19 protein-coding genes and 1 pseudogene are annotated in these 23,111 nt (G+C 36.2%); 16 read left to right on the top strand and 4 right to left on the bottom strand.

Features of this window, described 5'->3' with window-relative positions; genetic code table 11:
* Positions 1 to 92: 92 nt before the first annotated feature.
* Positions 93 to 830, bottom strand: a complete 738-nt coding sequence (locus ACZDYH_RS20335) for a polysaccharide deacetylase family protein (RefSeq protein WP_000597148.1) — start codon at positions 828 to 830, stop codon at positions 93 to 95.
* A gap of 199 nt (positions 831 to 1,029) precedes the next feature.
* A complete protein-coding gene (locus tag ACZDYH_RS20330; RefSeq protein ID WP_006917642.1) occupies positions 1,030 to 2,103 on the bottom strand; it encodes a glycosyltransferase family 4 protein in 1,074 nt (357 codons plus the stop codon).
* A 533-nt stretch (positions 2,104 to 2,636) separates the two neighbouring features.
* Here ACZDYH_RS20330 and ACZDYH_RS20325 point away from each other — a divergent pair.
* Both ACZDYH_RS20325 and wecB read left to right on the top strand, forming a co-directional pair.
* Positions 2,637 to 3,962 carry a UDP-glucose dehydrogenase family protein gene (locus ACZDYH_RS20325; protein WP_006917643.1) on the top strand — a complete coding sequence of 442 codons (1,326 nt, stop codon included), beginning with the start codon at positions 2,637 to 2,639 and terminating at the stop codon, positions 3,960 to 3,962.
* Positions 3,963 to 4,036: 74 nt separating this feature from the next.
* Positions 4,037 to 5,152: a non-hydrolyzing UDP-N-acetylglucosamine 2-epimerase gene (gene wecB, locus ACZDYH_RS20320; protein ID WP_000140145.1), complete on the top strand. Its 1,116-nt coding sequence runs from the start codon at positions 4,037 to 4,039 to the stop codon at positions 5,150 to 5,152.
* A 38-nt stretch (positions 5,153 to 5,190) separates the two neighbouring features.
* On the opposite strand, the gene ACZDYH_RS20315 is transcribed toward wecB, so the two are convergent.
* Both ACZDYH_RS20315 and ACZDYH_RS20310 read right to left on the bottom strand, forming a co-directional pair.
* Positions 5,191 to 6,309, bottom strand: coding sequence for an LCP family protein (locus tag ACZDYH_RS20315; protein WP_000392799.1), 1,119 nt, complete (start codon positions 6,307 to 6,309; stop codon positions 5,191 to 5,193).
* Between the two features lie 82 nt (positions 6,310 to 6,391).
* Entirely contained in the window at positions 6,392 to 7,027 is a 636-nt protein-coding gene (locus ACZDYH_RS20310; protein ID WP_000926672.1) for a YigZ family protein, read from the bottom strand.
* 236 nt (positions 7,028 to 7,263) lie between these two features.
* Here ACZDYH_RS20310 and ACZDYH_RS20305 point away from each other — a divergent pair, with 236 nt between their 5' ends.
* From ACZDYH_RS20305 to ACZDYH_RS20240, 14 genes and pseudogenes are all read left to right on the top strand, one after another.
* Positions 7,264 to 8,106 carry a DegV family protein gene (locus ACZDYH_RS20305; RefSeq protein ID WP_000684725.1) on the top strand — a complete coding sequence of 281 codons (843 nt, stop codon included), beginning with the start codon at positions 7,264 to 7,266 and terminating at the stop codon, positions 8,104 to 8,106.
* 172 nt (positions 8,107 to 8,278) lie between these two features.
* Positions 8,279 to 8,593 carry a winged helix-turn-helix transcriptional regulator gene (locus ACZDYH_RS20300; protein ID WP_000400857.1) on the top strand — a complete coding sequence of 105 codons (315 nt, stop codon included), beginning with the start codon at positions 8,279 to 8,281 and terminating at the stop codon, positions 8,591 to 8,593.
* A gap of 148 nt (positions 8,594 to 8,741) precedes the next feature.
* A pseudogene (locus tag ACZDYH_RS20295) lies at positions 8,742 to 10,171 on the top strand (C40 family peptidase).
* A gap of 127 nt (positions 10,172 to 10,298) precedes the next feature.
* A complete protein-coding gene (gene comFA / locus ACZDYH_RS20290) occupies positions 10,299 to 11,648 on the top strand; it encodes an ATP-dependent helicase ComFA (protein WP_048534568.1) in 1,350 nt (449 codons plus the stop codon).
* Positions 11,648 to 12,352 carry a ComF family protein gene (locus ACZDYH_RS20285; RefSeq protein ID WP_033666421.1) on the top strand — a complete coding sequence of 235 codons (705 nt, stop codon included), beginning with the start codon at positions 11,648 to 11,650 and terminating at the stop codon, positions 12,350 to 12,352. Before comFA ends, ACZDYH_RS20285 begins: the two co-directional genes overlap by 1 nt.
* A 126-nt stretch (positions 12,353 to 12,478) precedes the next feature.
* Positions 12,479 to 12,676 (top strand): cold shock protein CspC, encoded by a 198-nt coding sequence (gene cspC / locus ACZDYH_RS20280; RefSeq protein WP_001990088.1) that lies wholly within the window; start codon positions 12,479 to 12,481, stop codon positions 12,674 to 12,676.
* A 322-nt stretch (positions 12,677 to 12,998) separates the two neighbouring features.
* On the top strand, positions 12,999 to 13,541 hold the full coding sequence (gene hpf / locus ACZDYH_RS20275) for a ribosome hibernation-promoting factor, HPF/YfiA family (RefSeq protein ID WP_000671185.1): 543 nt from the start codon (positions 12,999 to 13,001) through the stop codon (positions 13,539 to 13,541).
* A gap of 274 nt (positions 13,542 to 13,815) precedes the next feature.
* Positions 13,816 to 16,323, top strand: coding sequence for a preprotein translocase subunit SecA (gene secA / locus ACZDYH_RS20270; RefSeq protein ID WP_000579387.1), 2,508 nt, complete (start codon positions 13,816 to 13,818; stop codon positions 16,321 to 16,323).
* 144 nt (positions 16,324 to 16,467) lie between these two features.
* A protein-coding gene (gene prfB / locus ACZDYH_RS20265; RefSeq protein ID WP_096001716.1) for a peptide chain release factor 2 occupies positions 16,468 to 17,566 on the top strand; the annotation gives its coding sequence in 2 pieces (ribosomal slippage) (positions 16,468 to 16,539 and positions 16,541 to 17,566; 1,098 coding nt in all).
* 440 nt (positions 17,567 to 18,006) lie between these two features.
* Positions 18,007 to 18,330, top strand: coding sequence for a cytochrome c551 (gene cccB, locus ACZDYH_RS20260; RefSeq protein WP_000727971.1), 324 nt, complete (start codon positions 18,007 to 18,009; stop codon positions 18,328 to 18,330).
* Between the two features lie 285 nt (positions 18,331 to 18,615).
* A complete protein-coding gene (gene ftsE, locus ACZDYH_RS20255; protein ID WP_000594321.1) occupies positions 18,616 to 19,302 on the top strand; it encodes a cell division ATP-binding protein FtsE in 687 nt (228 codons plus the stop codon).
* Positions 19,292 to 20,185: a permease-like cell division protein FtsX gene (ftsX, locus tag ACZDYH_RS20250; RefSeq protein WP_000645027.1), complete on the top strand. Its 894-nt coding sequence runs from the start codon at positions 19,292 to 19,294 to the stop codon at positions 20,183 to 20,185. The genes ftsE and ftsX overlap by 11 nt, the downstream gene beginning before the upstream one ends.
* A 118-nt stretch (positions 20,186 to 20,303) precedes the next feature.
* A complete protein-coding gene (locus ACZDYH_RS20245) occupies positions 20,304 to 21,740 on the top strand; it encodes a S41 family peptidase (protein WP_000830313.1) in 1,437 nt (478 codons plus the stop codon).
* Between the two features lie 109 nt (positions 21,741 to 21,849).
* A complete protein-coding gene (locus ACZDYH_RS20240; RefSeq protein ID WP_000388603.1) occupies positions 21,850 to 23,034 on the top strand; it encodes a PDZ domain-containing protein in 1,185 nt (394 codons plus the stop codon).
* The last annotated feature ends 77 nt before the right edge of the window (positions 23,035 to 23,111 follow it).

Here is a 23,111-nt window from a genome sequence, read left to right as displayed (position 1 = left end):
CGAAACTTCATCACTATTTAAAATTTTACACAAAAATGGGAAGGGTGGGAAGAGAAAAATAAAACAGCTTTAGCACATAGGCACTAAAGCTGTTACAATCTTGTGTCTTTCCAAAAATTTACCTTGAGATGAGAAGAAGGATTATAGGGAAGAAGTTTGTATCCTTGTGACTGTAAATAATCAATTACTTTTGGCAGTATTTGTACGGTTACACTCGAATCATGCATTAAAATGACTTCGACTTGTTCATCACTTTGATTACGTACTCTCTCGAGTATGGCAGAAGGGTTGTCATAGCTTTTCCAGTCGTATGTATCGATCGTCCAATCCCACATTTTATACTGGGCCGATACAAGTGCGTCACGGTAATTCTTTTTTAAGTAAGGCATACTACCATATGGAACGCGAACGAGATGTGTATTTAATTTCGTAACTTGCTGGACAATGCTTTGTGTTTGCTCCATTTCTGCAATTAAAGTGGAAGGGTCACCAGTGTAAAGGCGTTTTACATCGTGTGACATACTGTGAAGTCCGATATAATGTCCGTCTTTAATTAATCGTTGCATTGTCTTTTTATAATGTGGTACTTTTCCACCAATAACAAAGAAAGTTGCTTTTCCGTTCTTTTCTTTTAAGATGTTTAAAATTTGTGTAGTATATTTGTTTGGTCCGTCATCAAATGTTAAGTACGCAATTTTTTGTGTAGGAGAAGTTGTTCCAGTATTTGGATGATATTCAGCAGGAATAATAGTTGTTGCTTCAGTATTAGATGATACGTACATAGTAATCGTTAAAAATAAAATAATACATTGAAATACTCGCTTGATCATAACATTCACCCTCAGTTTGACAATCAAGATGTAAAAAAGAAAACTTGATACTTTTCTTATTATGTATATCTTTCTCCAATAGAGGAACTCTCAAACAATCTATATTTTGGAAATATAAAATGAGAATAAAAAATAGCATCCTCTTATAAGAAAGAGGATGCTATTTGAATATTTCATAATTGAAAAGGCTATACTACAATTAGTCTTCGCGTTTTTTCACTTTTTTATAAAAGGAAATGATTGGTTTGTAGCGTTCATGTACAAGCCCGATTATTTCAGCAATGATTTCTGTGAAGAAAATCAAAGCGAAAAGAAGAATAATGGATAACCATAACGTTGCAGTAGTGAAAATAATGGCATTTACACTAAAGAAAATACCGAATGCGTATATAATTAGTACCGTTTTGCGATGAGAGAATCCCATTGCAAGTAAGCGGTGATGTAAATGCGATTTATCTGGTGCTGAAATAGGTTTTTTATTTACGATACGACGGATGATTGCAAATATCGTATCAAATATAGGTACACCTAAAATGATAATTGGAACGATAAAACTGAATAACGTTACACTTTTGTATAATCCAAGTAACGATATAACAGAAATACAGTATCCTAAAAATAGTGCTCCTGTATCTCCCATGAAAATTTTTGCTGGATGGAAGTTGTAGAATAAAAATCCAATTGTACTTGCTAATATAATTAATGCGAGTGGCAAGATAATAGCTGTTCCAGTACCCCATGGGCTAGTAAAGGCCATATATGCTAGCGTTGCAAGTACGATAGATGAAATCCCAGCAGATAATCCATCTAAGCCGTCAATTAAGTTGATTGCATTCGTAATACCTACAAGCCAAAATACTGTAATTGGATAAGCAAGCCATCCAAGTTCAGTATCCCCAAAGAATGGGATATATAATACTTGCACTAATAATCCACTTTTTACAATCATAATGGCAACTAACAGTTGTCCACCGAATTTTACTCTCGCAGATAACTCGTACATATCATCTAAAATTCCGATGATTACAATGATAATTGCACCTAGCGTTATCGATAACATTCTTTGCTCATATAAGCCGCCGACAACAAATCCTACAGCTACACCAATAAATATTGCTAACCCGCCAAGACGTGGCATAATCTTTTGGTGCACTTTACGTGCGTTTGGCTTATCTGTCGCTCCTATTTTAAAAGCTAATTTAATAACTAAAGGAGTAACGACAAGTACAGTGATGAAAGATGCCAAAATGGCATAAATCACTTGTGAGTCCATTAATACCCCACCCTTTATAGTCTAACGTAATTTTTTTTTTGAAAATATATTTATCTGAAAATTATGATGTTTATTTACAGGCTCATAACATATGGTATCACAAAAAGATTAGAATTCAATCTTTTTTTCTTTTTACGGTTAATGGAAGCGAATAGAATATATGACAATTGTATATAGAATGTTGAATCATATGAGAAGGTTAATCGTACTGAACCTTGGAATGTGACATTTCCTCTTTTTCTTCGATAGTGAATACTTTTATTTCAGTATTATAAGTGTTGCACGTAGAAATAAGTAAGTCTCGTGTTAAAATGTGGGAATTTATCACGCGTGAACTGGCAGCCTCATTTTTACTAATTAAGTTTTACTTTATAGTACATTTAATTTTACAAAAACTTTAAAAAAAGTAAGGGAAGTAATTCATATAATGAAGAAGGAAAAGGGTTTTCACATTTTTAATATGAGAGGGGGAAGCGCAGGGAGAGTTCTATATTTCATATCTTTTCTATTGTAAATTCCTGTGCGAAAAGGAAATGAAAATTACGATAGTAGGTACTGGATATGTTGGATTGATTACAGGAGTGGGATTGGCAAAATTAGGGTATTCAGTTACATGTTTTGATATAGATGATGAAAAAATTGAACGGATAAAACAAGGGGATTTACCTATTTATGAGGTTAGATTACATGAATTAATAAATTATGCATATGAGAATAATGCTTTAATTTTTACATCAAATAAAGAAGAGGCATTTGATGATGTAGAGTTTATATTTATTGCAGTTGGAACACCACCTTTATTAGATGGGACGGCAGATTTAACGTATATTCAGAGTGCTTGTAACGATATTGGATTATATGCGACGAACGATATTATTGTTGTTACGAAAAGTACAGTTCCAGTAGGTACAAATGATGTAATGAAGGGATGGATTGAGGAGAAGTTAAAAGGGAGGCATACAGTACATATCGTATCGAATCCAGAGTTTTTGCGTGAAGGTTCAGGTATTTATGATTTCTTTCATGGAGATCGTATTGTAATTGGAGCGGACAGTGAGGAAGTAGCAAGAAGAGTAGAGAGTTTGTATAGTGAATTATGTTTAGAAACGTATGTTACAGATATTAAAAGTGCAGAGATGATTAAATACGCGTCGAATGCCTTTTTAGCTACAAAGATTAGTTTCATTAATGAAATTTCAAATATATGTGAGAAGGTAGGCGCGAATGTATTAGATGTTGCCAAAGGGATGGGAATGGATAAGAGAATTGGCGCATCTTTTTTAAATGCGGGCATTGGCTACGGAGGGTCGTGTTTTCCGAAAGATACGAAAGCGCTGGTGCAAATTGCGGGAAATGTTGCTCATGATTTTCGTTTGTTAAAAGCGGTTATTGAAGTAAATAATAAGCAACAGCTGCTATTGATTGAAAAAGCGAAAAAAGTTATGAACATGAGTAAAAAGCGGATTGCAGTTCTTGGCGCATCCTTTAAACCGAATACGGATGATATTAGAGAGGCATCATCTCTTATTATAATAGAAGCATTACTTAATATAGGTGCAGAAATTGTTCTTTACGACCCAAAAGCAATTCAATATGTGAAAAATATATTTGGAGATGCTATACAATATAGTAGATGTATAGATGAATCGATTAGAGATGCGAGTGCGGTTTTTATCGTAACAGAATGGGAAGATATTCAAACTTATCCGTTAGAAAAGTACGTACAACTTATGAGGGAGCCTATTTTATTTGATGGGAGAAATTGTTATACTGATGAAGATGTTAAGAAACAAAAGATAGATTATTACTCGGTAGGAAGAAAAAGTATTTGTAATAGAAAAGTTTCTGTTATGCGTTAAAAAGGGATGTACTCATGCATATTTTTATATGTCATAATAGAAGCTGTAATTAGTGAAAGAAAAGAGGCAATCACATGACTGAACGTTTAAAAGTAATGACAATTTTCGGGACACGTCCAGAAGCAATTAAAATGGCACCTCTTGTATTAGAGTTGCAAAAACACCCAGAAAAAATTGAATCGATTGTGACTGTAACAGCACAGCATCGCCAAATGTTAGATCAAGTATTAAGTATCTTTGGAATTACGCCAGATTTCGATTTAAATATCATGAAAGACCGCCAAACTTTAATTGATGTTACAACGCGTGGTTTAGAAGGTTTGGATAAAGTAATGAAAGAAGCGAAGCCGGATATTGTACTTGTACATGGTGATACAACAACAACATTTATTGCAAGCTTAGCTGCTTTTTATAATCAAATTCCAGTAGGTCATGTTGAGGCGGGCCTTCGTACGTGGGATAAGTATTCTCCATACCCAGAAGAGATGAATCGTCAATTAACAGGTGTAATGGCGGATCTGCATTTCTCACCAACAGCAAAATCAGCAACGAACTTACAGAAGGAAAATAAAGATGAGTCACGTATTTTCATTACAGGAAATACAGCGATTGACGCGTTACAAACGACTGTAAAAGAAACATATAGTCATCCTGTACTAGAGAAACTTGGAAATGATCGTCTTGTACTTATGACAGCTCACCGCCGTGAAAACTTAGGTGAACCGATGCGTAATATGTTCCGTGCAATTAAGCGTCTTGTTGATAAGCATGAAGATGTACAAGTTGTGTACCCTGTTCATATGAACCCTGTTGTTCGTGAAATAGCAAATGAAATTTTAGGTGAACATAACCGTATTCATTTAATTGAGCCGCTAGATGTAATTGATTTCCACAATGTTGCAGCTCGTTCATACTTAATGTTAACGGATTCTGGTGGTGTACAAGAAGAAGCTCCATCACTTGGGGTACCAGTTCTTGTTCTTCGTGATACAACAGAGCGCCCTGAAGGTATTGAAGCAGGTACGCTGAAATTAGCAGGAACAGACGAAGAGACAATCTTTGGTCTTGCTGATGAGTTGTTATCAGATAAAGAAGCTCATGATAAGATGGCGAAAGCATCTAACCCTTACGGTGATGGTCGTGCATCAGAGCGTATTGTAGAAGCGATTTTACAACACTTTAATAAGTAAATAAAAAAAGGCCCAATCGGATAGATTGGGCCTTTTTTTTACGGCTGATTGCGCATAATCCACTCTGCATGAGCATTTGTAGAAGGTGGCGGATCAGTTGGTGTTTTATTTTGGTTTGTCTCTTTTTTTGTTTGTTCGTTAGAGTTAGAACTTGAATCAGGATTTGAGTTGTTTTTTGTAGTTGGATTTTTTGCTTTTTCTCCTAATTCTTTTTCAATTTCGTTACGCACCGTTTCTACACTGATTGGATCTGGAAGGAAGTAATAAATACCGCCTATCTTTTTGTCTTCGCCTTCAAGCTTTAACGTTTGCATTGTAGAAGGATCAAATCCAGAAAGTTTATTGTAAAGAGCAAGTCCGTCTGAAATAGGAATGTCGGTTTTTATATATTTTCCAACGACAGCTGTTAAATCTTTAATTTTAAATACAGTAGAGGTGGAGTTTAGTTTATGAGCAACAGCGGCCAGTAATTGTCTTTGTCTAGCAGCTCGACCATAATCGCCATTTGGATCTTGCTTTCGCATACGGACGTAAGCAAGTGCTTCTTCACCGTTTAAGTTTTGCTGTCCTTGCTTAAACTGAATTTTTTTGTAGTAATCCACGTCAGAGCGCTCCCAGAAATCGAAGGGTACGTCAACGGTAACGCCGCCAACAGCATCAACGATACCTTTAAAGCCTTGGAAATCAATTTTCAGATAATGGTCTACAGGAACTTTTAGAAAGCCTTCGACAGTTTTGATTGCCATTTCTTCTCCGCCGTAAGCATGGGCAGCGTTAATTTTGTCTTCCTTATTTTTGCCAACAATTTTAACTCGAGAATCACGAGGAATACTCATAAGTGAAATCTTTTGCGTTTTTGGATTGACTGTTGCAAACATTAATGAGTCTGTACGACCATTTTGACCATCTGTCGCATAATCTTCTATACCCATAATGAGAATTGTAAAAGGTTCTTTTGTAATTTCTACATCTTTGTTTCTTAAATCTGATTTTTCACGAGTAAAACCACTATACATCCCCATAAGAGAAGAGTAAGAATTTAACACATAAACTCCTATGCTGCCAAATAAAAATGCGAAAATAAGGAAGAAGAAAAGTTTCCTTCTTCGCTTCTTTTTTATTCTGCTATTTTGGAGATGATAATAACGTTCTTCCATATATAATCTCCTTAGTTCGTTAGTTCATTTGTAGGGAAGTAATTCACTACATTAATCTTTGAAGGTGATAAATTGGTTATGCTTAGATAACATCTTGTTCCAAGTACAACATATCTCCTTCTGTAATTGTACATTTCCCGTTTGTTAATTCAATCATCCAATCTGTAAATGCTTGTTTGCCGTCTTCTTCTACATACGTATCAAATGTGACATTTTCTAGATAATGTATATCTTTAATGGCATATTTTGAATTGCGTAATTCATTTTCCACTTTGCCAAGTAATGTGTAATCAATCTCGGTTTGCATCACACGCATTAGTTTTCGCTGGACAACACCGACATGATTAACGCCTTCGCTTGTACACTTTCCATATGCACGAATTAATCCACCTGCACCAAGTTTAATGCCACCAAAATAGCGTGTTACGACAACGACGGTATCTTTTAGTCCACGTTTTTTAAGTACTTCCAGCATTGGTACGCCAGCTGTACCGCTAGGCTCACCGTCATCATTTGCTTTTTGAATATGATCTTGTTCGCCAATTAAATAAGCGGAACAATTATGTGTTGCATTCCAATGTTGTTTTTTTATTTTTTGTATAAATTCTTGAGCCTCTTCCTCAGTCGTTGCTCGGCTAATATAACAAATAAATCTTGATTTTTGAATGACGATTTCGTGTTCGCCGTAGTCTTTGATTGTTAAATATTGTAATAGCACTTGTGTACGCCCCTATCTATCAAAATGACTAGTACTTTCCATTTTAAAAGCGAGCCTTTTTATATTCAAACATTTTTTCTAAATATGCTGAAGTTTTTGGTGAGTATTTTATCTTTTTGTTGTAATTTGTCGAGATGGTAGGTATAATTTCAACCGGCATTTTCATGTATGGATGCACCATTTGTAGTTTTCGTGTAAAATTAGGAAATAAAACTTTTTATAAGGCAGGTACGAAAATGAAAATAGCTATTGTTACTGATAGTACGGCATATATACCGAAGCAAATTCGTGATGAACTCAATATATATATGATTCCATTAAACGTTGTGTTTGGAACAGAATCTTATCAAGAAGAAGCTGAAATTTCAGCAGATGATTTTTATGTGAAAGTACGTGAACAAGAGGAACTTCCAAAAACTTCTCAACCAGCAATCGGAAAGTTTGTTGAGCTATATGAAGAACTAGCTAAAGATTATGATGCAGTTATTAGCATTCACCTATCAAGTGGAATTAGTGGTACATATCAAACATCAACGACAGCTGGACAGATGGTAGAGGGTATTGATGTATACACGTATGACTCTGAAATTAGTTGTGAAGTACAAGGATTTTATGTGCGTGAAGGTGCAAAGTTAGCAAGTGAAGGAAAGAACCCAAAAGAGATTATCGCTCGTTTTGATGAAATGAAGAAAACGATGGACGCCTATTTTGTAGTTGATGATTTACATCATTTACAACGTGGTGGTCGATTGAATAGCGCGCAAGCTTTCATCGGCAGTCTGTTACAAGTGAAGCCAGTTTTATATTTTAGAGATAAAATCATTATTCCGTTTGAAAAGATTCGTACACGTAAAAAAGCATTAAAACGTATCATTGAAATTTTTGATGAGCAAGCAAGTAAAGGTGTACCTATGGAAGCAGTTATCATTCATGCACAACGTGAAGAAGAAGCGAATGAATGGAAGAAAGAATTAGAAGCAAAATATCCTCACGTCACAATTCGTACAGGTTATTTTGGAGCTGTAATTGGTACGCACTTAGGTGAAGGTGCATTAGGTCTTGGATGGTATACGAAGTAATAAAGATATAAAAAGCTCTCTTTTTAAGAGGGTTTTTTTACGGGTATGTTACGTTTATTTGACAAGTTAATATTTGGAAATGGTAAAATGTACGTAAAATAAAATAATGAGGAAAGTTTTATAACTTACTTTTTACAAGAAACTATATTATAATAGAAGAGAGGTGAAACATATGGAGCATAATTCTTGTTTATGTCCAAAGTTTGAGTCAGCTTTTACTCTGCTTAGTAAGAAGTGGACTGGCTTAATTATTAAATCTTTGCTTGAAGAGTCGAAACGTTTTAGAGAAATCGCAGATATTATCCCAAATATGAGCGATCGTATGTTGTCAGAGCGTTTGAAGGAATTGGAAAGCGAGGGCATTGTAGTTCGTAATGTCTATCCAGAAGTACCAGTTCGAATCGAGTATGGCTTAACTGACAAGGGAAAAGCGTTAGAAAGTGTTATGGATGAGGTCCAAAACTGGGCTGAGAAATGGATGAAGTAGCATTTCATTTGTATTCGTATATTTAATAAAACGTAAGGGATTCCTTACGTTTTTTCTTTGTTTATAGAAGTGAGAAAAGTATATAAATTTCTACACATACATACAAAAATATACGCATTTTGCGCTAGAGCTACATATAATATTACATTTGTTTTACAAAAACGTAACATTAGCAAAAAAAATCCCGAATTATGGTATAAATTTTATAGGTTATATACGGAAAAAGAAAAAGAAAGCGGTGTAAAAAATAAAATGAAAAAGCTAAAAATGACATCTTGCGCATTAGTTGCAGGGTTAATGTTTTCTGGGCTAACACCAAATGTATTTGCAGAAGATAAAATTTCTGACGTGAAATCACAAATTAATACACAAAATGACACTTTACATAAACAACAACAAGAACGTGATGAATTACAAAAACAAATGAATGACTTAAACAAAACAATTCAAGGTTTAGATAAATCTGTTCAAGAGAATGCTGCAAAGCTTGATGAAACAACGAAAAAAGTTTCTGATACTGAGCAATTAATTGAAAAGAAAAATAAAGATATTGCAGAATTACAAACAAAGATTGCAAAACGTGAAGAGCTATTAAGAAAGCGTTTAGTTGCACTTCAAGAACAACCAAATACGAACGTTGTAACAGAAGTTCTTGTAAACTCTAAAAACGTTGCAGATTTAGTTGATCGTTTAACTTCTGTTTCTAAAATTCTTGAGTCTGATGAAGATATCATGAAAACACAACAAGAAGATCAAGCTAGTGTGAAAAAAGATGTTGCAACGGTAAAAGAGAAACAAAAAGAATTAAAAGAAGCACAAGCTCAAATTGAAACTGCTAAGAAAGAACTTGACGCTGAAAAAGAGAAAAAAGCAGCAGCGGTAAACGATTTAAGCGGTAAAATGGATACAGTTGTAACTTCAATGACAAGTACGGAAGGTCAATTGAAAGAGCTTGAGAAACAAGCACTGCAATTACAACGCATTGCAGAAGAAGAAGCACAAGCAAAAGCTGCACAAGAAGCTGCTGCTCAAAAACAAGCAGAGCAAGCTGCTAAAGCTGCACAAGCTCAGCCAGCACAAGCACCTGCAGAGCAAGCTGCACCAGCAAACAATGGTGGACAAGCTCAAAAAGAAGAGCCTAAAAAAGAAGAACCTAAAAAGGAAGAGCCTAAAAAAGAGGCACCTAAAGCAGAAAAGAAAACACCAGAGCAAAACTCAGCACCAACTCCACCGGATACTGGCGTAATTGGTAAAGCTAAGCAATATTTAGGTAAGCCATATGTTTGGGGAAGTGCATCCCCATCAAACGGTGGTTTTGATTGTAGTGGATTCATTTCTTACATCTTTGGTGTAGGTCGTCAAGACGTTAGGGGTTACTGGAACTCAGTTTCTAAAGTAGATAGCCCACAACCAGGAGACTTAGTATTCTTCCAAGGTACTTATAAAGCAGGTCCATCTCACATTGGTATTTATGTTGGTAATGGCCAAATGATTCATGCTAGTGATAAAGGAATTGCGTACGGTGATATTAACAGTTCGTATAACCAAAAACATTTCTTAGGATACGGTCGATTCTAGGATTTATAAAAGAATAAAAAACGTGTATAAAGTCGATAGCTTACTATTTTATAAGTAGGTTATCGGCTTTTTTGAGTTTTTACGAGATGATGAGAAAGGTTTATAGTAGTGCTGGAGGTGATTGTTGATGGTAGCGGGGAAACAGTTGCTATTAGAAGAACTTTCTTCAGATTTACAGAGGAAATTAAACGATTTGAAAAAGAAGGGAGAGATTGTATGTGTACAAGGTGTAAAAAAGAAGAATTCTAAATATATGTGCCAACGCTGTGGAAATGTAGATCGGCGGCTATTTGCGTCGTTTTTATGTAAAAGGTGCAGTAAAGTGTGCACATATTGCCGGAAGTGTATAACGATGGGGAGAGTAAGTGAATGTGCTGTACTTGTTCGCGGGATTGCTGAAAGAAAGAGAGAAAAGAATTCAAATTTGTTACAGTGGAACGGGACGTTGTCTACTGGCCAGAATTTGGCGGCGCAAGGAGTTATAGAGGCTATTAAGCAAAAAGAATCATTTTTTATTTGGGCTGTATGCGGGGCTGGGAAAACAGAGATGTTGTTTTACGGTATTAACGAAGCGCTTCAAAAAGGAGAAAGAGTTTGTATCGCAACGCCAAGAACGGATGTTGTTTTGGAATTAGCACCGAGATTACAAGAAGTATTTCCATATATAAAGGTAGCGGCTTTATATGGAGGGAGTGTAGATAAAGAAAAAGATGCAGTATTAGTCGTTGCGACCACGCATCAATTATTACGTTATTATAGGGCGTTTCATGTCATAGTTGTAGATGAGATAGATGCTTTTCCATATTGTGCAGATCAAATGTTACAGTACGCGGTAAAACAAGCGATGAAAGAAAAAGCGGCGCGTATTTATTTAACTGCGACTCCAGATGAAACGTGGAAGCGAAAATTTAGAAAAGGTGAACAAAAAGGTGTTATTGTTTCTGGACGATATCACCGTCATCCGTTGCCAGTTCCTCTATTTTGCTGGTGCGGAAATTGGAAGAAAAGCCTCAACCGTGAAAGAATTCCTCGAGTTTTACTACAATGGTTAAAGATGCACTTAAACAAAAAGTATCCTGTTTTTTTATTCGTTCCCCATGTACGATATATAGAAGAAATAAGCTCGTTATTGAAATCATTGCATAATAAAGTTGAAGGGGTACATGCAGAAGATCCGATGAGAAAAGAGAAAGTCGCAGCGTTCAGAAAGGGAGAAATCCCATTATTAGTTACAACGACAATTTTAGAGCGAGGCGTAACGGTGAAAAATTTGCAAGTTGCAGTTTTAGGGGCGGAAGAAGAAATATTTTCAGAAAGTGCGCTCGTACAAATTGCGGGCCGAGCAGGGCGGAGCTTTGAAGCACCGTATGGAGAGGTCATTTATTTTCACTATGGCAAGACAGAGGCGATGGTGCGCGCGAAAAAACATATTCAAGGTATGAATAAAAATGCGAAAGAACAAGGATTGATCGATTAATGCATTGTTTACTTTGTGATGAGTGTTTTGTAGAAAAGGTTAGTTGGTACACTTTTTTTGTAAAGTGTCATAGAAAATATATATGTGATAGATGTGAGCAGAAACTTTCCTATATTATAGGAGAAATTTGCATGGAGTGCGGGCGACCTTTAGAATTTGTTCCTGCCTCATTTCAAGAAGACGGTATTTGTATAGATTGTATAAGGTGGATGAAAGAGGAGAAGTATCGTTCTTTTAAAAACCGTTCGTTATATATGTATGATGATGAGATGAAAGAAATAGTAGCGCAGTTTAAGTTTCGGGGGGATGCAGAGTTAGTGCACATTTTTTATCGTCCTTTTCGAAGTTTATTTCAAAAGTGTTTTGCCAATGTTTCAACTGTTATCGCTGTTCCGCTTAGTAAGGAAAGGGAAGTTGAACGTGGTTTTAATCAAGCTGAGTTATTAGCAACTTGTTTGCCTGTCAAAATTTCTTATCCATCATTAAGAAGAAGGGAAACAGAAAAGCAAAGTAAGAAGACACGTAAAGAAAGGGTGTCAGGAAGCAATCCTTTTTATTTTCAGGGAGAAGAGATGTTTTCTGGGCAACATATTTTACTCGTTGATGACGTGTATACGACAGGGATTACAGTTAGGCAAATCGGAAGTTTGTTATATGAAAGAGGGGCAAGGGAAGTATCTAGTTTGACACTTTGTAGAAGTTAATATGACAGTGTCGAAAGGGATAATAAAAAGGCGATAAGTCTTCTTTGACTTCATATGTTGTCATTCGTTATAGTCAAAATATGGGGCGAATGCCCTGATTTTTAGAGTGAAGGGAATGGAATGAACATGCAAGGAAGAGTGAAATGGTTCAATGCAGAAAAGGGATTTGGGTTTATTGAGCGTGAAGATGGTGACGATGTATTTGTCCATTTTTCTGCTATTCAACAAGATGGGTATAAGTCATTGGAAGAAGGGCAACAAGTAGAGTTTGACATTGTAGATGGAGCACGTGGGCCACAAGCAGCTAATGTTGTGAAACTGTAGGGTATATTGTTTTGGGAAGAGAAAGCTGCGTTTGTGGCAACGTTATATATATGTAGTAGAACCTCTTGTTTTTCGCAAGGGGTTTTTGTTATAGGGTAAGTTGTCAAAAAGTTGTTTCTTTTCTGTAACGAATTGTCCACAGAAATATTCGTTATTCACGATGTTAATAGGATAAAATAAAGATAGAAACGATGCATCTTTTCATTTCAACAAAAAACGATAAAAAAATCGCAATTCCACTAATTTTTTTAAAAAAGTTAGAAGGAGTTTTTAAGCCAATGTCGAAATTATAGTACATAGGCTTGAAAGGAGGAATTCATCTATGAAATTCAACATTCGTGGTGAAAATATTGAAGTAACTCCAGCATTAAAGGAATATGTAGAGAAAAAACTAAGTAAGTTAGAGCGTTATTTTGATACATTCCCAGAGATTAAAGTTAATTTAAAAGTATACTCTGACAAGCAACGTGTCGAGGTAACAATTCCATTTACTGATTTATTACTTCGTGCAGAAGAAACTAATAGCGATATGTACGCTGCTATCGATTTAGTAGTTGATAAAATTGAGCGACAAATTCGTAAACATAAAACAAAAGTAAATCGTAAGTTACGTGAGAAAGGTTCTATAAAAACGAACTTTATCCTTCCGGAAGCAGTAGCTGTTTTGGATGAGGTAGAAGAAGATGAATTAGAACTTGTACGTACAAAACGATTCGATTTAAAACCGATGGACGTTGAAGAGGCAATCCTACAAATGGATATGCTAGGACATAATTTCTTCGTCTTCACAAATGCTGATACAAACGAAACTAATGTTGTATATGGCCGTAAAGATGGGAAATACGGTTTAATCGAAACTAAATAATAATTCGAAAGCGCAGCCAAATGAGGCTGCGCTTTTTTTGCTGAAAATAGATTTTTAAAAAACTTTTCTTAATTTAGAACGAGACAATCGGCCGATTGTTGTCATAGTTATAAGACAAGTGTTACAATTATCATTAGGTATATACATTTTAGTTTTTTTAATTAGGAGAAAAATTGGCATAACATACATTTGATTTTTATAACGACTGATTGTAATAGAGAAAAAGAAAAACAATCGGAAGTTTTATTTTAATAAAAAGAGGAGCGTATTTCCTATGATCGGTATTTTAAAAAAGGTGTTTGATGTAAATCAACGCCAAATTAAACGTATGCAAAAGACAGTTGAGCAAATTGATGCATTAGAGTCATCTATTAAGCCACTAACTGATGAACAATTAAAAGGAAAGACGCTTGAATTTAAAGAACGTCTAACAAAAGGTGAAACAGTAGATGATTTACTACCTGAAGCTTTTGCAGTTGTTCGCGAAGCGGCAACTCGTGTTCTTGGAATGCGTCCATATGGCGTACAGTTAATGGGTGGTATTGCCTTACATGAAGGGAATATTTCTGAGATGAAAACGGGTGAAGGTAAAACGTTAACATCTACATTACCTGTATATTTAAATGCTTTAACAGGAAAAGGTGTTCATGTTGTTACAGTCAATGAATATTTAGCACAACGTGATGCGAGCGAAATGGGACAACTTCATGAGTTCCTTGGCTTAACGGTAGGAATTAACTTAAATAGTATGTCACGCGAAGAGAAACAAGAGGCTTATGCTGCTGATATTACGTATAGCACAAATAATGAGCTTGGATTCGATTACTTACGTGATAACATGGTTTTATATAAAGAGCAGTGCGTTCAACGTCCACTTCACTTTGCTATTATCGATGAAGTCGATTCTATTTTAGTCGATGAAGCACGTACGCCGCTTATTATTTCAGGACAAGCTCAAAAATCAACAGAGCTATACATGTTTGCAAATGCATTTGTTCGTACGTTAGAAAATGAAAAAGATTATTCATTTGATGTGAAAACGAAAAATGTAATGCTAACAGAAGATGGTATTACGAAAGCAGAGAAAGCTTTCCATATTGAAAACTTATTCGATTTAAAACATGTAGCACTTCTTCACCATATTAATCAGGGGCTTCGTGCACACGTTGTTATGCATCGTGATACAGATTATGTTGTACAAGAAGGCGAAATCGTAATTGTAGACCAATTCACTGGTCGTCTTATGAAAGGTCGTCGTTATAGCGAAGGATTACACCAAGCGATTGAAGCAAAAGAAGGTGTAGAAATTCAAAATGAAAGCATGACTCTTGCAACAATTACATTCCAGAACTACTTCCGTATGTATGAAAAATTATCTGGTATGACTGGTACAGCGAAAACAGAGGAAGAGGAATTCCGTAACATTTACAATATGAACGTTATTGTAATTCCGACAAACAAACCGATTATTCGTGATGATCGTGCCGATTTAATCTTTAAATCAATGGAAGGTAAGTTCAATGCTGTTGTTGAGGATATTGTAAATCGTCATAAAAAAGGACAACCTGTTCTTGTAGGTACAGTTGCAATTGAAACTTCAGAGCTTATTTCAAAAATGTTAACGCGTAAAGGTGTACGTCATAACATCTTAAATGCGAAAAACCATGCTCGTGAAGCAGATATCATTGCAGAGGCTGGTATGAAAGGTGCTGTAACAATCGCGACGAACATGGCAGGTCGTGGTACAGATATTAAGCTTGGAGACGATGTGAAAAACGTTGGTTTAGCAGTTATCGGTACAGAGCGTCACGAAAGTCGTCGTATTGATAATCAGTTACGTGGTCGTGCTGGTCGTCAAGGGGACCCTGGTGTTACGCAATTCTACTTATCGATGGAAGATGAATTAATGCGCCGATTTGGTTCAGATAATATGAAAGCAATGATGGACCGCCTTGGTATGGATGATTCTCAGCCAATTGAAAGTAAAATGGTTTCTCGTGCGGTAGAATCTGCACAAAAACGTGTTGAAGGAAATAACTATGATGCACGTAAGCAGTTACTGCAATATGATGATGTACTTCGTCAGCAACGTGAAGTTATTTACAAACAGCGTCAAGAGGTAATGGAGTCTGACAACTTACGCGGCATTATTGAAGGTATGATGAAATCTACAGTAGAACGTGCTGTTGCTCTTCATACACAAGAGGAAATTGAAGAAGATTGGAACATTAAAGGTCTTGTTGACTACTTAAATACAAACCTTCTTCAAGACGGAGATGTAAAAGAAGAAGAATTACGTCGCCTTGCTCCTGAGGAAATGAGCGAGCCAATTATTGCGAAATTAATTGAGCGATACAATGAAAAAGAAAAGCTTATGCCAGAAGAGCAAATGCGTGAGTTTGAGAAGGTTGTTGTATTCCGCGTTGTAGATACGAAATGGACAGAGCATATTGATGCGATGGATCACCTTCGTGAAGGTATTCATTTACGTGCTTACGGTCAAATCGATCCACTTCGTGAGTACCAAATGGAAGGATTCGCGATGTTCGAGTCAATGGTTGCTTCTATTGAAGAGGAAATTTCTCGTTACATTATGAAAGCTGAAATTGAACAAAACTTAGAACGTCAAGAAGTTGTTCAAGGTGAAGCTGTTCATCCTTCTAGCGATGGCGAAGAAGCAAAGAAAAAGCCAGTTGTAAAAGGTGACCAAGTGGGCCGCAACGATTTATGTAAATGTGGTAGCGGTAAAAAATATAAAAACTGCTGTGGTATCGTTCAGTAATATAGGACGGTAGCTTAGGCTGTTTTGCAAACTTTTATATCAAAAATGTATAATTAAGAAGGATTAAACTCTCTCCGTAATAAGTGGAGAGAGTTTCCCTTGTTTTCATACGAAAGTAACAGCAATTACATAGAGGTGAAGGAAATGGAATTAGTAGAAATTAGACAGGAATTAGAGAAAATGGCTAAGCGATTAGCGGCTTTTAGGGGGTCTCTTTGACCTCCCTACTAAGGAGAAACAAATTGCAGAATTAGAAGAGAAAATGATGGGCGCAGGATTTTGGGATGACCAACAAGGCGCACAAGCTGTAATTAATGAAGCGAATGCGTTAAAAGATATGGTTGGAAAGTTCCGTCAGTTAGATGAGACGTTCGAAAATTTAGAAATCACGCATGAGCTTTTAAAAGAAGAGTATGATGAAGATTTACATGAGGAATTAGAATCAGAAGTAAAAGGCTTAATTCAAGAAATGAATGAGTATGAGCTTCAGTTACTATTAAGTGATCCTTATGATAAAAATAATGCGATTTTAGAATTACATCCAGGTGCAGGTGGAACTGAGTCACAAGACTGGGGTTCTATGCTATTACGTATGTACACACGCTGGGCTGAAAAACGCGGATTCAAAGTAGAAACGGTTGACTATTTACCAGGTGATGAAGCTGGTATTAAGAGTGTAACTTTATTAATTAAAGGTCATAACGCTTACGGTTACTTAAAAGCAGAGAAAGGTGTACATCGTCTTGTACGTATTTCACCATTCGATTCTTCAGGGCGTCGTCATACATCATTCGTATCTTGTGAAGTTGTACCAGAGTTCAATGATGAAGTTGAAATCGAAGTACGTACAGAAGATTTAAAAATTGATACGTACCGAGCAAGTGGAGCTGGTGGACAGCACGTAAATACGACAGATTCAGCAGTTCGTATTACACATACACCGACAAATACGGTTGTAACATGTCAGTCGGAGCGTTCTCAAATTAAAAACCGTGAGCATGCGATGAAAATGTTAAAAGCGAAATTATATCAAAAGAAACTAGAAGAGCAACAAGCAGAATTAGATGAAATTCGCGGAGAGCAAAAAGAAATCGGATGGGGTAGCCAAATCCGTTCTTACGTATTCCACCCGTATTCTCTTGTAAAAGACCATCGTACAAATACGGAGGTTGGTAACGTACAAGCTGTTATGGATGGAGAGATTGATCCATTTATTGATGCTTACTTACGTTCTCGCATCTAATAAGCGAAAAAAAGCCAACGAAATTGTTGGCGCATGCTGAGGACAATAGAGGATATAAAGAATTTGATTTTATTTTTATAGATGAAGTAAAGAGGAAGAGAAGTTGGAAACGACAACTTCTCTTTTTGATGGGATTATATGTAGATTACAATGCTGTATATTGTTTTGTAAAAAGTAGAGAATAGTAAAATAGAGCGGTAATATGGTAAAGATTTATATAGAACTTTTCTAATTTTCCTTTTAAAAAGGATGCTTTATAGAAGTTTTTTAAGTTGTTCACAGAATTGAAACAACTTATGAAAGCTTTATTTTATCAAGGTTCTCACTGTATTTTTGAGGAATATGAAATACACCTTAGTTTTTCTATATAAAGATAATGCTTATAATGAAAATGAGTGTGTTAGGAATAAAAAGAATATCAACAATGGGGAGCGATAGAAGTGAAAAAGAAATTGTTGGCTATTGCGCTAGGGACATCGGTTGTTTTTGCTTTAGGAGCATGCGGAAATAAAGAAGAGAGTAAGTCTTCGAAACAGTCTGCAAGTACAGACAGCGCAGAACAAATTTTCCAAAGAAGTTGTGCGGGATGTCACGCAACAGATTTATCAGGGGCAACTGGACCTGATTTAAGAAAAGTAGGCGGTAAGTACGACGCTGCAGATATCGAAGAGATTATTAAAAAAGGCCGCGGTTCAATGTCACCAGGACTTATTCAAGGTGAAGATGCGAAAAAAGTGTCTGAATGGTTAGCTGAACATAAATAAAAAAGGTGAAATGGACGAGTTGATAATATAGTCAACTCGTTTTCCTTTTTTCTGGTATGTAACATAACTGTAACAAAAATGTATCCAAATTGGAAACCGTTTGATGTTACAATGGGGTTTGTAGAATTTTGCTGAAATATATTACATAGAGTGGTATTGCTTATGAGAAAGCATAAGTAAACTATCTTCAACAAGGATGACTAAATGAAAATGAAGGATGTCTTTTGTTTTCAGATGTACAGAAAAGTATTTCGAAAAAAATCATTAAGTATTGGGTGATAAATAATGATAAAAATGACGAATGTTTATAAGGAGTACCCGAATGGTATGAAAGCCATTGCTGGTCTTACAGTTAACATTAAACAAGGTGAATTCGTATACGTAGTTGGACCGAGTGGAGCCGGAAAATCTACATTTATTAAAATGATGTATCGTGAAGAGAAACCATCTACAGGATCTATTAATGTAAATGGACTTACTATCGAAACATTGGCAGAAAGAGACGTTCCGTATTTTCGTCGTCAATTAGGCGTGATTTTCCAAGATTTCAAATTGCTACCTAAGTTAACGGTATATGAGAATGTTTCGTTTGCTTTAGAAGTAATTGAAGAAGAACCGGATGCAATTCGTGAGCGTGTAACAGAAGTTCTAGGTCTTGTAGGCCTTGAAGATCGTGCAGACGCACTTCCAAGTGAGCTTTCGGGCGGGGAGCAACAACGTGTGGCTATTGCAAGAGCAATTGTAAATAGACCAAAGGTTGTAATTGCCGATGAGCCAACAGGTAACTTAGATATTGAAACAGCTCTTGATATTATGAATATTTTTACTCGCATTAATGAGCGCGGCACAACGATTGTTATGGCGACGCATAATGCAGATATCGTAAATACAATCCGTCATCGTGTAATCGCGATTGAAGGCGGAAAAATTGTTCGAGATGAGATTGAGGGAGGATACGGATATGAAGGCTAAGACCCTTAGTCGACATTTGCGAGAAGGTGTAAAGAATCTATCACGTAACGGATGGATGACATTTGCTTCTGTTAGTGCAGTAACAGTTACATTATTACTTGTAGGTGTCTTTTTAACAGCGATTATGAATATGAACCATTTTGCGACGAAAGTAGAGCAAGATGTAGAGATTCGTGTACACATTGATCCAGCTGCAAAAGAAGCGGATCAAAAGAAATTAGAAGAAGATATGAGTAAGATTGCAAAAGTAGATTCTATTAAATATTCTTCTAAAGAAGAAGAGTTAAAACGTTTAATTAAAAGCTTAGGTGATAGTGGAAAAACGTTTGAGTTATTTGAACAAGATAACCCACTTAAAAACGTATTCGTTGTAAAAGCGAAAGAACCAACCGATACAGCGACAATCGCGAAGAAGGTTGAAAAAATGCAGTTTGTTAGTAATGTTCAGTACGGAAAAGGGCAAGTTGAACGATTATTTGATACTGTAAAAACTGGTCGTAACATTGGGATTGCGTTAATTGCTGGTCTTTTATTCACAGCGATGTTCTTAATCTCTAATACAATTAAAATTACAATTTATGCTCGTAGTACAGAAATTGAAATTATGAAACTTGTTGGTGCAACAAACTGGTTTATTCGTTGGCCATTCTTGCTAGAGGGATTATTCTTAGGAGTATTAGGATCAATTATTCCAATTGGCCTAATTCTAATTACGTATAATTCGTTGCAAGGTGTGTTTAATGAAAAACTTGGCGGAACAATTTTCGAGCTTCTACCATACAGTCCATTCGTATTCCAATTAGCTGGTTTACTAGTGTTAATCGGTGCTTTAATCGGTATGTGGGGAAGTGTAATGTCAATTCGTCGCTTCTTAAAAGTATAAAAAGTTGCAAACATAATTCGTACAAGCTTATCATATAGTAGAAATAGGTAAAGGCATCACACACTGTGTGATGCCTTTTGCTACACCACCTGTGTGTTTTGGAAAGGGGAATTCCGCATTGAAACGTAGAGTTGCAATTATTGGAATGGTTGTTGCATTTTTAATTGGTGCTGGCGGAATGTTTGCAGGCATGTCTGTATTTGGGGTTAACCCATCAGAAGTAACGCAAACAATTTCGAGTGGGAATGCTAGCACTGCGCAAGGGAATTTGGCAAAAATTAATGAGGCGTATGCACTAATTGATTCACGTTATGTGGAAGACGTGAAAGATGAAAAGTTAGTTGAAGGTGCAATACAAGGTATGTTGTCTACGCTGAAGGACCCTTATTCCACGTATATGGATAAAGAAACAGCCAAACAGTTTAGTGAATCGCTTGATCCCGAATTAGAGGGGATTGGGGCTGAGGTGAACAAGACGGACGGTAAGCTTATTATCGTATCGCCAATTAAAGGTTCACCAGCAGAAAAGATAGGAATTAAACCGAATGACCAAATTTTATCTGTAGATGGAAACAGTGTGAAAGACTTATCACGTGAAGAAGCAGTATTAAAAATTCGTGGTAAAAAGGGAACGACTGTCGCAATTGAAATTAAACGTGCGGGAGTAACTGATCCGATTGTATTTAAAATTAAGCGTGAAAAGATTCCGATCTTTACAGTGTTTAGTTCTGTGAAGCAAGAGAGCGGAAAAGATATCGGTTATATGCAAATCACTTCTTTTGCTGAAAATACAGCGAAAGAATTTAAGGATCAGTTAAAAGAGTTAGAGAAGAAAAATATAAAAGGCTTAGTTATTGACGTGCGTGGTAATCCTGGTGGCTACTTAAATAGTGTAGAAGATATACTAGGGGAAATTATGACGAATAAAAAGCCGATGCTACAAGTAGAGCAGCGAAATGGTGAGAAGAAGAAATTCTCTACGGAACTGAAAGAGAGAAAACCATATCCAATTTCAGTATTAATTGATAATGGAAGTGCTTCTGCTTCAGAGATTTTAGCGGGTGCGTTAAAAGAAGGAGAAGGATACGATTTAATTGGTGAAAAGACATTTGGTAAAGGTACTGTCCAGCAAGCTGTTCCATTTAAAGACGGCAGCAACATTAAATTAACGATGTTTAAATGGTTAACACCGGATGGGAACTGGATTCATAAAAAAGGAATCGCGCCAACAGTAGAAGTGAAGCAACCAAATTATTATCATGCGACACCAATTCAAATTGAAAAAACACTTTCATACAATTCAAATGATGTACAAGTAAAACATGCTCAGGAAATGCTTAAGAGCTTAGGTTATGTACCAGGTCGTGAAGATGGATACTTTAGTAAAGAGACAGAATCGGCTCTGAAAGCATTCCAAAATGCAAATGAAATGGAAGCGACAGGACAGCTTGATAAAAAGACAGCTGAAGCGATTCAAACTAAAATTATCGAAAAAATCCGTTCTGGAGAAAATGATCTACAATTACAGTCAGCATTAAAATTAATGGCAAAATAAGAAGAAATACAGGCAGTTTGCTGCCTGTATTTTTTTGTGTTAAACAAACGTTTGTTTAGTTATGATAATATAAAAAGAAAGAATGATATAAATGGTGGTGAATGAGTTCATGGAGGCATGGATTTTTGAAATAATGCGGGCAGTTGGACGTTTTTTCTTACACCCTGCTGTCTATATATTTGTAATAAGTAGTATCTTCGTTGGATACTTACGTATGTTAAGAGAACGAAAAGATTTTTCTTTTAAAGTTTATGATATTTGGTTTGAACTGCGAACCTCTCTATTTGCAGGGATTGGATACGGATTAGTAGTATCTATTATTACGATTGGGCTTGGACTTGTTGTTTCTAAAGCAAGCTTATGGGCCATTTTAATTTGGACGTTACTATTTGGATTAACGGCTATGTATCGATGTTTATCGGCGGCTTATACATTTAGCATTGCGATCGTATGTGTTCTATTATCTTCTAAGCTACCAGTTTCCTTTTTACAGCTTCGAGAAGGTGAAGAGAGTACCATTGTATCCCTTGTTATTTTACTAGGCGTTATGCTTATTGTAGAAGGCTTATTGATTTCTAAAAATGCAGTAGGATATTCGACGCCGAGGATTAGGCAGGGGAAGCGTGGATTAAAGATTGGTTTACACGAATCAAAGCGTTTATGGATCGTTCCTATTTTTATTCTTGTACCGGGTGATGCGGTAACGCAGTTTATTTCATGGTGGCCTGTCGTTTCAATAGGTTCAAATACATATTCTCTATTCCTCGTTCCATTTTTAATTGGATTTATGAGAAATATTAAAAGTTATGAGCCGACGGAAGCTTTATTATTTACAGGAAGACGTGTTTATGGGTTAGCAGGACTTGTGCTCGTTTTAGGAATCGCAAGTTACTGGTGGCATGTACTTGCAATTATCGCGATGGGAGTCGCTATGCTTGGGCGTTTCACAATTTCGATGCAAGAAAAAATTGCCGATGAAACAAGACCAGCGTATTTTGCTGCACGCAATGATGGGCTCGTTGTACTAGATACAATTCCAAATACAATTGGAGCAGAGCTGAAATTACTGCCTGGAGAAATTATTACGAAAGTAAATGGAGTCATTCCAAAAAGCGCCGAGGAATTTTATGATGCGCTTCAAACGAAGACGACAGGAGCATTTTGTAAATTAGAAGTATTAGATACAAATGGTGAGCTTCGTCTTGCACAAACTGCATTATATGCTGGTGGACATCACGAATTAGGTATTGTATTCGTTGAACAGGAGCATGAGTGGGATTCGGAAGCGATGTAATAGATGTGATTTTTCATAATTATTCGGAATAGTTTCAAGAACTCCTAAACTAGATTTCAAAATCAGCTAGAAAGTAA

This window comes from Bacillus sp. EB V-12 (genome assembly GCF_056158125.1).
This window is presented reverse-complemented; position numbering and strand designations above follow the sequence as displayed.